At 75.7% G+C, this 11,723-nt stretch carries 8 protein-coding genes and 2 pseudogenes; 6 read left to right on the top strand and 4 right to left on the bottom strand.

What is annotated here, in order from left to right; genetic code table 11:
• Window positions 1–199: 199 nt before the first annotated feature.
• Window positions 200–745 carry a hypothetical protein gene (locus ACGFIA_RS21335; protein WP_357475094.1) on the bottom strand — a complete coding sequence of 182 codons (546 nt, stop codon included), beginning with the start codon at window positions 743–745 and terminating at the stop codon, window positions 200–202.
• Window positions 746–926: 181 nt separating this feature from the next.
• Between ACGFIA_RS21335 and ACGFIA_RS21330 the strand changes: the two genes are divergently transcribed.
• Window positions 927–1,319 carry a hypothetical protein gene (locus tag ACGFIA_RS21330; protein ID WP_393261573.1) on the top strand — a complete coding sequence of 131 codons (393 nt, stop codon included), beginning with the start codon at window positions 927–929 and terminating at the stop codon, window positions 1,317–1,319.
• Complete coding sequence (locus ACGFIA_RS21325) at window positions 1,316–1,819, top strand: hypothetical protein (RefSeq protein ID WP_393261570.1); 504 nt, start codon at window positions 1,316–1,318, stop codon at window positions 1,817–1,819. The genes ACGFIA_RS21330 and ACGFIA_RS21325 overlap by 4 nt, the downstream gene beginning before the upstream one ends.
• A gap of 67 nt (window positions 1,820–1,886) precedes the next feature.
• Here ACGFIA_RS21325 and ACGFIA_RS21320 read toward each other — a convergent pair whose 3' ends face one another.
• Window positions 1,887–2,762 (bottom strand): LD-carboxypeptidase, encoded by an 876-nt coding sequence (locus ACGFIA_RS21320; RefSeq protein ID WP_393261605.1) that lies wholly within the window; start codon window positions 2,760–2,762, stop codon window positions 1,887–1,889.
• 113 nt (window positions 2,763–2,875) lie between these two features.
• Between ACGFIA_RS21320 and ACGFIA_RS21315 the strand changes: the two genes are divergently transcribed.
• Complete coding sequence (locus tag ACGFIA_RS21315; RefSeq protein WP_393261567.1) at window positions 2,876–3,643, top strand: type 1 glutamine amidotransferase; 768 nt, start codon at window positions 2,876–2,878, stop codon at window positions 3,641–3,643.
• Between the two features lie 2 nt (window positions 3,644–3,645).
• Window positions 3,646–6,669, top strand: a complete 3,024-nt coding sequence (locus ACGFIA_RS21310) for a bifunctional [glutamine synthetase] adenylyltransferase/[glutamine synthetase]-adenylyl-L-tyrosine phosphorylase (protein ID WP_357380534.1) — start codon at window positions 3,646–3,648, stop codon at window positions 6,667–6,669.
• 211 nt (window positions 6,670–6,880) lie between these two features.
• Here ACGFIA_RS21310 and ACGFIA_RS21305 read toward each other — a convergent pair.
• Window positions 6,881–7,555: pseudogene (locus ACGFIA_RS21305) on the bottom strand (hypothetical protein); the annotation flags it as partial.
• Between the two features lie 153 nt (window positions 7,556–7,708).
• A pseudogene (locus ACGFIA_RS21300) lies at window positions 7,709–8,674 on the bottom strand (hypothetical protein); the annotation flags it as partial.
• On the opposite strand from ACGFIA_RS21300, the gene mptB (ACGFIA_RS21295) reads away from it, so the two are divergent.
• Both mptB (ACGFIA_RS21295) and mptB (ACGFIA_RS21290) read left to right on the top strand, forming a co-directional pair.
• Window positions 8,573–10,123: a polyprenol phosphomannose-dependent alpha 1,6 mannosyltransferase MptB gene (gene mptB / locus ACGFIA_RS21295; protein WP_357475097.1), complete on the top strand. Its 1,551-nt coding sequence runs from the start codon at window positions 8,573–8,575 to the stop codon at window positions 10,121–10,123. The pseudogene ACGFIA_RS21300 and the gene mptB (ACGFIA_RS21295) sit on opposite strands and share 102 nt — an antisense overlap.
• Before the next feature lie 11 nt (window positions 10,124–10,134).
• Entirely contained in the window at window positions 10,135–11,619 is a 1,485-nt protein-coding gene (gene mptB, locus ACGFIA_RS21290; protein ID WP_357475085.1) for a polyprenol phosphomannose-dependent alpha 1,6 mannosyltransferase MptB, read from the top strand.
• The last annotated feature ends 104 nt before the right edge of the window (window positions 11,620–11,723 follow it).

Below are 11,723 nucleotides of genomic sequence, written 5' to 3'. Positions count from 1 at the left end.
CTCCCCGCCCCCCCCCCCCCCCCGCGCGGGGGGGGGCCCCCGCGGCGGGGGGGGGCGGCCGCGGCCGGGGGGGGGGGGGGGGGGGCCCCCCCCCCCCCCCCCCCCCCCCCCCCCCCCCGGCCCGAGGGAGCGTGGGTGGCCCCGCCGGGCGCCGGCCAGGAGGAGGGAACGGCCGGTGAGGGGCGGCGGGGCCACCACGTCACTTGCCGCCCTGGCCCTCCTGCTCGGCCTCGGCGCCCTTGTCGGCCTTGCCCTCCGGGCCGCCCTTGTCGCCGCCCTTGCCGTGGTGGCCGGGCATGCCGTCGTGGCCGCGCTTGCCCGGGCCCGGGAACACGCCCGCCTCGGCGGCCTTGAGCACCGCGTCGGCCTGCTCCTGGGTGAGCTTGCCGTCGGTGACGGCCTGGTCCAGGCGCTCCTTCAGCGCGGCCTGCCGGTCCTCGGTCGAGGGCCGCTCCGGCCGCTCCGGGCGGTCGCCCTGGCGCTGCTCGTGCAGCTTCTCCAGCGCCGCGGTGACCTTGTCGGCCGGGACGCCCAGCTCCTTGGCGAGCGCCTCGGCGAACTCGGCCTGCCGGTCGGCGTGCTTCTGGCGGCGGTCGTCACCCTGGTCGGTGGTGCTGGCGCTGGAGGACGGCTTCGGGCTCTTGTCGTCGGCGAGCGCCACCGTCGGGGCGGCGATCCCGACGCCGAGCACGCCGGCAGCGGCCAGGCCGGCCAGCAGGTGCTTCTTCGACATCGTGCGGATCATGCGATTCTCCTGTTCGGTGGTGGTGCGATGACGTCACCGACAGTGGTCGCCGGAACTGAGGGCCACCCGTGGCGAACCTGTCAGCGAGCTGGCAATCTCGCCCGGAAGGCCCGAATTATTCGTGTTGCCGGGGGCGGTGAGCGCCCGAGAGGCTGGGCGAAACCCGACGATAGGCCACTCGATGACACAGCCCGCCATCCGCGAGATCCCGCTCACCGGGCCGGGCTCCGGGCCGTACTCGATCACGGTCGGGCCCGACGGCGCGCTCTGGCTGACGCTGGCCGGCTCCGGCGGCGTCGCCCGGCTCGGCCTCGACGGTGAGGTGCGGATCCACCGCGACGACCCGCCCGGCAGCCGTCCGCTGATCATCGTCGGCGGCCCCGACGGCGCACTCTGGTACACCCGCTCGGGCGACGACCGGCTGGGCCGGGTCACCGTCGACGGCGAGGCCGGCTCGGTGGCGCTGCCGCCCGGCTGCGGCCCCTGCGGGCTGGCGGTCGGCGCGGACGGCGCGCTCTGGTACGCCGGCATGAACGACGACACGGCCGGCCGGGTGACCGCCGCCGGGAGGTGACCTCCTTCCCGCTGCCGGTGACGAAGGGCTTCCCGTCGATGCTCGCGGCCGGGCCGGACGACGCGCTCTGGCTCACGCTCAACCAGGCCGACGCGATCGCCCGGGTCGGCCTGGACGGGAGGGTCACAGTGCATCCGCTGCCCACCGAGGCGGCCGGGCCGGTCGGCATCACCCGGGGTGGCGACGGCGCGCTCTGGTTCGTGGAGATCGTCGCGGGGCAGATCGGGCGGATCACGCCGGACGGGCGGATCGACGAGTTCCCGTTGCCGGACCGGGCGGCCCGCCCGCACGCGATCGTCGCCGACCCGGCCGGCGGCTGCTGGTTCACCGAGTGGGGCGCCAACCGCATCGGCCACATCGACCCCGACGGCCACATCACCGGCCACGATCTGCCCACCCCCGCGTCGGAACCCCACGGCCTGACCGTCACCCCCGACGCCACCGTCTGGGCCGCCCTGGAGATCGGCGCCGTGGCCCACCTCACCCCGAGTCAGCATTGATCATGAGGTTGGCGGCAGTTGTGGATCTCTGAACTGCCGCCAACCTCATGATCGCCGGGCCTCGGCGTCAGCGGACGGCGGACGTCACAGTGAGGGTGCCGTCTGTGGCGTTCAGGACCGCGGGGGTGTTCACCGGGACGGTCAGCTGGCCGGGGCCGTGGCCGATCGGCAGGCCGCCGAGGACCGGCACGCCCAGGTCGCCCAGGCGGTCGGTGAGCACGTCCACGACTGTGGTGTCCCAGCCGTCCGCGCACTCGGTGAACTGACCCACAGCCACCCCGGCGATCCCGTCCAGCGCGCCGCAGCGGCGCAGGTGGGTGAGCATCCGGTCGATCTTGTACGGCGGCTCCTGCACCTCCTCGACCAGCAGGACCGCCCCGGTCAGGTCCGGCATGTCCGGCGTGCCGATCGACGCGGTGATCAGGCACAGGTTGCCGCCGATCAGCCGGCCCTCGGCCCGCCCGGGCACCCGCACCGGGTACGTCTCCTCCGCCTCGACCGCCGTCACCGTCACCGGCTCGGTGCTGGTCAGCGCGGCGTGCAGCGACTCCGCCGAGCGGATCGGCGTGCGCTCGTCGCGCCACGCCGCGCCCGGCCCGTGCACCCCGGCCAGCCGGGCGCCCCGCCAGAGCGCGAACTGCAACGCGGTGATGTCGGAGAAGCCGGCCACCACCTTCGGATCCCGGCGTACCGCCGCCATGTCGATCAGGTCGACCACCCGCTGCGCGCCGTAACCGCCCCGGGTGCAGATCACCCCGCGGATCTCCGGGTCGGCGAACGCCGCGTTCAGGTCCGCGGCCCGCAGCGCGTCGTCGCCGGCCAGATAACCCCGCCGGGCGTACGCGTTCGGCGCGGGCACCGGCCGCAGCCCCCAGCCGGTGAGCAGCTCGATGCCGCGGGCCACCCGCTCGGGACGGGTCGGCCCGGACGGGGACACCAGCATCACCGCGTCGCCGGGACGCAGAGCCGGTGGGCGCACGCAGTCGTCAGGCACGATCGCGAGCCTAGGGCCTGCCGGACCGGCCGGTGTCGTGCGCACCGGCTAGCCTCGACGTCGTGGCGACCGCGCTGGTGATCGAGAACGACCCGACCGACGACCTCCGCCGCCTGGGGGAGTGGCTCACCGAAGGGGGTCTTGAGCTGCGTGTGCTGCGTCCGCACGCCGGCGACGCGCTCCCCGCCGACCTGGAGGGATACGCCGCGCTCGTGGTGCTCGGCGGCGACCAGCAGGCCTACCCGGGGCCCGACGGCGCCCACGGCACGCCCTGGTTCCCGGCGCTGGAAGGGCTGCTGCGCAAGGCCGTCCGCCAGCGCGTGCCCACGCTCGCCGTCTGCCTCGGCGCGCAACTGCTCGCCACCGCGCACGCCGGCCGGGTCGAGCGCAGCCCGTCCGGCCCGGAGGTCGGGCCGGCGCTCGTCGGGCGGCGCGACGCCGCCGAGGACGATCCCCTGTTCCGGTACGTGCCGTTGATGCCCGACGTGCTCCAGTGGCACGCCGACGAGATCACCGAGCTGCCGCACGGCGCGACGCTGCTCGCCGCGTCCACCCGCTACCCGCACCAGGCGTTCCGCCTCGGCGACCGGGCCTGGGGGTTGCAGTTCCACATCGAGTGCGACACCGCGATGATCGCCGAGTGGTCCCGCGACTCGGCCGTGCTGGCCGAGCTGGGCTACGACCCGGAGCTGGTGGTGGCCGCCTGCGACCGGGTGATGGCCGACGTCGAGGAGGCGTGGCAGCCGTTCGCGATCCGGTTCGCCGCGCTCGCGCTCGGCGAACTCGGCGACGACAACCCGCGCCGCAGCCTGCCGCTGCTCGGGGCCTGACGGTGACCCGGCCGGCCCGCGGGCGCCTGGCCCGCTACGGATTCGCCGAGGGTGACGGGGCCAGCCGGGCGGAGGACCTGCTCGGCCCGGACGGGCTCGCCCTGTGGCGGCCCGACACCCAGGAACCCGCCGACGAGCGTGCCGCCGAACTGCTCGCCGCGCTGTCCCGCGCCGCCGACCCGGACCTGGCCCTGCGCCAGTTGCACCGGCTGGTCGAGTCCGAGCGGCGCTCCGGCGACGAGGCGGCGATACGCGACGCCCTGGCCGCCGACGCCGGGCTGCGCCGCCGGCTGATCGCGGTGCTCGGCGCCTCCTCCGCGCTCGGTGACCATCTGGTCGCCAACCCCGGGCAGTGGGCGGTGCTGGCTACCGAGCCGGACGGGCTCGCCCCCGCCGCGGACGGCCGGCTCGACCTGGGCGTCGCCGCCCGGCTCACCACGATGACCGGCGCGGTCCCGCTGCTGCGGCAGGCGTACCGTCTTGCGCTGCTGCGCATCGCGGCGGCCGACCTGACCGGCGGGCGCGGCCTGGAGCAGACCATGGCGGCGCTGTCCGGGCTGGCCGACGCGACGCTGGCCGCCGCCTACGACATCGCCGCCGACGAGCTGCCCGACGGCACGCCGCGCCCCCGGCTGGCCGTGGTGGCGATGGGCAAGTGCGGTGGCGACGAGCTGAACTACGTCTCCGACGTCGACGTCATCTTCGTCGCCGCGGCCGACGACGACCTGCCCGCCGCGACCCAGGTCGCCACCCGGCTCATCCAGATCTGCGGGCTGGTGGCCTGGCCGGTCGACGCGGCACTGCGGCCGGAGGGCAACCGGGGTCCGCTGGTGCGTACGCTCGCCAGCCACCTCGCCTACTACAAGCGCTGGGCCCGCACCTGGGAGTTCCAGGCGCTGCTCAAGGCCCGCCCGGCCGCCGGGGACCTGGAGCTGGCAAAGGAGTGGACCGACGCGCTGGCTCCGCTCGTGTGGACCGCCGCCGAACGCCCCGAGGCGGTCGAGGACGTCCGGTCCATGCGCCGCAAGATCCTCGACAACGTGCCGCCGAAGGAGCTGGAACGCGAGATCAAGCGCGGGCCGGGCGGGCTGCGCGACATCGAGTTCGCCGTCCAGCTGCTCCAGCTCGTGCACGGCAGGGGCGACGAGTCGCTGCGGGTACCGGGCACCGTGCCGGCGCTGCGCGCGCTCGTCGCGGGCGGCTACGTGGGCCGCGCCGACGGGGAGGCGCTGCTGCGCGGCTACCGCTTCCTGCGCGCCGTCGAGCACCGGCTCCAGCTCCAGGCCCTGCGCCGTACCCACACCGTGCCGACCGAACCGGCCGCGCTGCGCTGGCTCGCCGCCGCGCTCGGCTACGTGGCCAGGCCGGGCCGCAGCGCCGTCGAGGAGTTCCGCGCCGAGTGGGTCACCCACGCCACCGAGGTACGCCGGCTGCACGCCAAACTGCTCTACCGGCCGCTGCTGGAATCCGTGGCCCGGGTGCCGGCCGAAGGGCTGCGCCTCACGCCCGAGGCGGCCCGGCACCGGCTGGAGGTGCTCGGCTTCGCCGACCCGGCCGGCGCCCTGCGGCACCTCCAGGCGCTCACCGGCGGGGTCAGCCGTACCGCGGCCATCCAGCGCACGCTGCTGCCGGTGCTGCTCGACGAGTTCGCCGACGCCCCCGAACCGGACCGCGGTCTGCTCAACTACCGGCAGGTGTCCGACAAGCTCGGCAGCACTCCGTGGTACCTGCGCCTGCTGCGCGACTCCGGCCCGGTGGCCCGCCGGCTGGCCCGGGTGCTGTCGTCCTCCCGGTACGCGGCCGACATGCTGGCCCGCGAACCGGAGGCGCTGCGGCTGCTCGCCGAGGACAGCGAACTGACCCCGCGTCCACGGGAGACGCTCGTCGAGGGCTTCGCCGCCGCCGCCGCCCGGCACGACGACCCGGTCGAGGCGATCCGGGCGGTCCGCGCGCTGCGCCGCCGGGAGCTGGTCCGGATCGCCGCCGCCGACGTGCTCAGCCGCGCCGGTTCGCTCGCCCCGCTCAACCCCCGTCCGGTCGGCGGCGGGGAACGCCGCCCCACAGTGGTGGACGTGACGGCGGTCGGCACCGCGCTGTCGCACGTCGCCGACGCCACGCTGGCCGCCGCGCTGCAAGCCGCCCGTACCGTCCACCCCGGACCGCCCGGCCTGCGCTTCGCGGTGATCGGCATGGGCCGGCTCGGCGGGTACGAGTCGAACTACCTGTCCGACGCCGACGTGCTGTTCGTCTACGACCCGCCGCCCGGGGTGGAGGAGAGCGCGGCGAGCGCCGCCGCGCACGCCATCGCCGAGGAACTGCGCCGGCTGCTGTCCGCGCCCGCCCCCGACCCGCCGCTCGGTGTCGACGCCGACCTGCGCCCGGAGGGCCGGCAGGGCCCGCTCGTCCGCAGCCTGGCCGCGTACGCGCAGTACTACGCGCGCTGGTCCCGGGTGTGGGAGGCGCAGGCGCTGCTGCGCGCCCGGCACGTCTGCGGTGACGCCGACCTGGGTGCCGAGTTCGAGGCGATGATTGAGCCGGTGCGCTACCCGGCCGAGGGGCTGACCCGCGAGCAGGTCATCGAGATCCGCCGGATCAAGGCGCGGGTCGAGACCGAGCGGCTGCCCCGCGGCGCCGACCCGGCCACCCACACCAAGCTGGGCCGGGGCGGGCTGGCCGACGTCGAGTGGGCGGTGCAGTTGCTCCAGCTCCGGTACGCCGGTCAGGTGCCCGCGCTGCGCGGCACCCGTACGCTCGACGCCCTTGCCGCCGCCCGCGACGCCGGCCTGCTCGATCCCACCGACGCCGCCGAGCTGGCCGCCGGCTGGACGCTCGCCGCCGAGGTACGGGACGCGCTGATGCTGGTACGCGGCCGGGCCGGGGACCAGTTGCCCCGGCACGGGGTGGAGCTGGCCGGCGTGGTGCGGCTGCTGGGGCGAGAGGACCAGGGCGAGTTCCTGGACGAGTACCTGCGCACCGGCCGCCACTCCCGCACAGTCGTCCAGCAAATCCTGGAGTCCCCCCTCTGACCCCGGCCCGCCCTCTCCCTCCCCACCTTCCCTCGGCGTCGATCTTGCACTTTCCGCCCCGGCGAATGGTACGAATCCGGCTTCCTGGGGGCCGCAACTTCAAGATCGACGGACAGGGGAGGGTGGTCACGGAGCGAGGCGGTCCGCCGGGAGATCTTGGAAGGGAACGGCCCTTATGGGGGCCGTTTTGTACCAAGATCTCTAGTCTGGGTCAGCTTGTGAGGGTGTAGGTGCCCGCTTGGGGGACCGTCACCGTGGTCCACTTGCCGTTCGGGGTGACCGTGGCTCCGTTGGAGGCGGTCAGCCAGCGGTCGTGGCGTACCCGGATCGGGACCGGGCCGGCGGCGGGGGCGCGGAACGTGATCGAGGCGCCGTCCTGGCGGACCAGCTCACCCGGTGCGCCGACCAGCGGGGTGGGGTCGGCCACCGCGTACAGCTTCCAGTGCCGGTCCGACCAGACCTCGGTCAGGTACGGCTGACCCAGCTCCACCAGTTTCGCCTCCGACCGTCCCACCCAGGAGAACTCGGCGTCGGGCACCGCCACGTACTGCACCGCGTTGTCGGCCAGCCAGTCCCGGTAGGTGACAGGGGTCAGCGGAACGCCGGTGCCGGACGCCCCGGGCACCGTGGTGAAGAACAGCGGGTTGCGGTCGATGTCGGCCTGGCGTAGCCAGCCCCGGGCCAGCGGCACGTCCCCCATGTGGGCCGCCTCCCAGTAGTTGCGGGTCGGCGGCACCTCCACCCGTCCGGTGAGCCCGCGCCGGTCCAGTTCCGCGCGCAGCGGCGCGAAGTACGCCGGGTCGGCCGTCGGGTCGTCGGCGCTGCGCAGGTCCGCGGTGACCACCGGCGGCTGCCACCAGCAGACGACCGCGAGCAGCGCGGCCAGCCCGAACGCGCTGAGAACCCGACGGAGTCGACGCTCTCCGGGTCGGCCCGTGCCACGCGGGCCGATGTCGGGACGGCCCTCGCTGTCCGGGCCCGCGCCGTCCCGGCCCGCGCCGAGTCGGCCTCCGAGGCGGTTCGCGGTGAGCCATGCGGGTGGCGTCGCGGCGGCGGCCAGCACCGGCAGCGCGAACATCACCACCAGGCGGGTGGCGTTCAGCCCGACCGGCGTGTGCAGCAGCGCCGACGCCAGCACTCCGGCCGCGGACAGCAACGCGCCCACCCGCACCGGCCGGTACGCCACGAGGGCCGCCACCACCAGGCTCGTCACCACGGCGTGCACTGTGTCGGCCGTGCTGATGTTCATCCAGCCGCCCTCGCCGAACAGCAGCCCGGTGACGGCGAGCGGTACGGCGGCCGGTACGGCGAGCAGCAGGCCGCCGGCGTACCGCCGGGTCAGCAGCAGCGCGACACCGGCGAGCCCGACGAACAGTCCGGCCACCGGGCTGGCCGCCGAGGCGAGCAGCGCGGCGAGGGCAGCGGCGACGGCCGCCCAGACGCTCCGGCCGCCACCGGCAGCGCCGGGACCGGCCGGCTCGGCAGCGGCAGCGCCGGGAATGACTGGCTCGGCAGCGGAACCGCTGGGACCGGCCGGCTCGGCAGCGGGATCAGCGGCGGCGGCGAGGCGGGTGCGGCGGGCGGGGATGGTGAGCGCCAGCAGCGCGGCCAGGCCGAACGCGACGCCGAGGGCGTAGGTGACCCGGCCGGAGACCAGGTTGCCGGCGATCGTGACCACGCCGACCAGGCTGCCCAGCAGCGGGCGGGGCACCCCGGTACGCACCAGCAGGGCGGCGAACGCGGTGGCGGAGGCGAGCAGGGCGAGCGCGCCGGTGAGGCGTACCCCGAGCAGCGCCATCAGCGGCGGCGAGACGAGGCTGTAGCCCCACGGGTGCACGCCGCCGTACCAGCGCAGGTCGACCAGGGCGGCACCGTGGTCGGCGAAGAAGCCGGCGCGGGCGACCTGCGCGGACAGGTCCGAGCCGGTGGCCGGCAGGATGAGCTGGAGCACGGCGAGGACGAGCGCGGACACGGCGGAGACCGCCACCACCCGACCGCCCCGCATGCCCACCTCCTGATCGCGAACCACCGTACTGGCAGCATGTCGGGCGTGTCTCACCACCTCTCGCGTTGGATCGGCCTGGCGGGCTCGGTGCTGCTCGCCGTGGCCGCGTTCCTCGGCGGCGCCCTGCCCGACGGCGAGTTGCGTCCCACCCCGGTCAGCATCTGGCAGGGCTCGAACGGGCCGCTGATCATCGGGTTGTGGCTGGTCGGCACCGGGCTGCTGGCGTGGGCCTGGTGGTCGCTGCGGGACCGGGTGCCGTCGTCCCGGTGGGTGCTGGTCACCGTCGCGCTCTGGCTGCTGCCGATGCTTGTCGCGCCGCCGCTGGGCAGCCGGGACGTGTACGCGTACGCGTGCCAGGGCGCCAGCTTCTCGGCCGGGATCAACCCCTACGAGCAGGGCGTCTCGGCGCTGCCCTGTCCCTGGCTGGACACCATCTCCTACATCTGGCGGGACACCCCGGCACCCTACGGGCCGCTGTTCGTGCTTCTCGCCGGCGCGGTGGTGGAGGCCACCGGCTCGCTGCTCGCCGCCGTCGCGCTGTTCCGGGTGCTCGCCGTGGCCGGCGTGGCGCTGACCGCGTGGGCGCTGCCGGTGCTGGCCCGCCGCTGCGGGGTGGCGCCGCGGCGCGCGCTCTGGCTGGCGCTGGCGAGCCCGCTGGTGCCCGTGCACCTGGTCTCCGGCGCGCACAACGACGCGCTGATGATCGGCCTGCTCGTGGCCGGGCTGGCGGTGGTCGCGGCCCGGCCGGGCCGGCCCGGACCGTTGCTCGCCGGTGGGGCGCTGCTCGGACTGGCCGCCGCCGTCAAGGTCACCGCGTTGGTGGTGATGCCGTTCGCCGCGCTGGCCGCGATCGTCGGGGCGTACCGGATCAGGACGCTGGTGCGCGACGGCGGGTGGGTGGTCGGCGGTTCGCTCGCGGCGCTCGCCGGGGTGACCGTCGTCTCCGGCCTGGGGCTGGGGTTCATCAGCGGCCTGGAACAGGGCGGGCTGGTGGTGGCCTGGACCTCGCCGCCGACGGCGGTGGGGCAGACCGTCGGCTACCTGCTGGCGCCGTTCGGGGTGCACGTCGACGCGCTGCCGGTGACCCGGGCGATCGGCATGGTGGTGCTGGTCGGGGTGCTGATCTGGCTCTGGTTCCGCTCGCTGCGTCGCGGTGAGCCGTTCTGGCACGCCGGGCTGGCGCTCACCGCCACCGTCGCGCTGTCCCCGCTGTTCCACCCCTGGTACTGGCTGTGGCCGCTGGCGGTGCTCGCCGCCACCGCGCACCGCACGCTGTGGTTCTCGATCGTCACTGTGGTGTCGTCGTTCCTGGTGCTGGCCGACGGCACCGGTCTGGCCCGGTACTCCAAGATGCCCGGTGCGCCGCTGATGACCCTGTTCGTGATCGGGGTGGTCGTGTGGTTGGTACGGTCGGCTCGCAAGGGTCGGCAGCCGGTTCCCGTGGACTGAGGAGTGTGCCGGTGAGCGAGCCCGACGGACCCGTCCGGCCGGTCGCCGCCGGTCTCGCCCGATACACCGGTTTCGCCGGTGCGGTGCTGCTCACAGTCGCCGGGTGGCTCGGCGGCGCGCTGCCCGGCACGCCCCCGCGCGGCACGCTCGCCGCGATCTGGGCCGCACCGCACGGGCCGGTGACGCTCGGCTGCTGGCTGGCCGGGACGCTGCTGCTGGTCGGCGCCTGGTGGTCGCTGCGGTGGGGCGCGCCGTCCGGCCGGTGGGCGTACCTGACGGCCGGGCTCTGGGCGCTGCCGCTGCTTGCCGCGCCGCCGCTGGGCAGCCGCGACGTCTACTCGTACGCCTGCCAGGGCTGGACGTGGACGCAGGGGCTCAGCCCGTACCGGGTGGGTGTCGCCGCGGCCGGCTGCCCGTGGACCGGGTCGGTGTCGCCGATCTGGCGGGACACCCCGGCGCCGTACGGGCCGTTCTTCGTGCTGCTGGCCGGGCTCGCCGTCCTCGCCGGTGGCGGCCTGATCGGGACGATAGTGGCGTTGCGGCTGGTCGCGGTGGCCGGGGTGCTGCTGGCCGCGCTGTGCCTGCCCGGCCTGGCCCGCGCCGCCGGGGTGCCCACCCGCCGGGCCGCCTGGCTGGTGCTCGCGTGCCCGCTCGTCGGGATCCACCTGGTCGCGGGCGCGCACAACGACGCGCTCGCGCTCGGGCTGCTGCTGCTCGGCCTGCTGGTGCTGGTCCGCCTGCCGGGCAGGCCACGCGCGTTGCTGGTGGCCGGCGTGCTGCTGGGCCTGGCCGTGGCGGTGAAGGCGGTAGCGGTCGTGGCGCTGCCGTTCGCGGCGCTCGCCGCCGTGCACGGCCGCTACACCTGGCGGGCGCTGCTGCGCGACGGCGGGCAGCTGGCCGCGTCGGTGCTCGGCACGCTGCTCGTCGTGTCGCTCGCCACCGGCCTCGGGCTGGGCTGGGTGGGAGGGCTCGGCCACAGCGGCGACTCGCAGCAGTGGACCTCCCCGCCCACGGCTGTCGGTTTCGTCATCGACTACGCCGGGGAGCTGGCCGGGCAGCGGCCACGGGCGGTGCCTGTGGTCCGGGCGGTCGCGCTGGTGCTGCTGGCCGGACTGCTGGTGGTGCTCTGGTGGCGGGCGTGGACGGCGCTGCGGCGGCTCAACGACGCCCGGCAGCGGGTGGCCCGGCTGACGCTGGCCCGGCACCGGGTGGCGCTGCTCGGCGCGGGGCTGGCGCTCGCCGCCACGGTGCTGCTCGCCCCGGTCTTCCACCCCTGGTACGCGATCTGGCCGCTGACAGTGCTCGCGGTAGCGGCGGTGCCGCTGGCCCGCCAGGTCTGGTTCGTGGCGCCCTGCGCTGTCGCCTCGGCGCTCACCCTGCCGGACGGATCCAACCTGGCCCGGTTCAGCAAGGCGCCGGGCGCGGTGCTGATGACGGTGCTGGTGGTGGTCGTCGCGGTGGCCGGCGTCCGGGCCGCGCTGCGCCGCCGTGCTTGATGAACGGCCGGGGGGGGGGGGGGGGGGGGGGGGGCGGGGGGGCGCGGGGGGGGGGGGGGGCGGGCGGGGGGGGGGGAGAAAAGAACAAGAAAACAAGGGGGCGG

This window comes from Micromonospora sp. NPDC049203, from assembly GCF_043197215.1.
Lineage (GTDB): Bacteria > Actinomycetota > Actinomycetes > Mycobacteriales > Micromonosporaceae > Micromonospora.
This window is presented reverse-complemented; position numbering and strand designations above follow the sequence as displayed.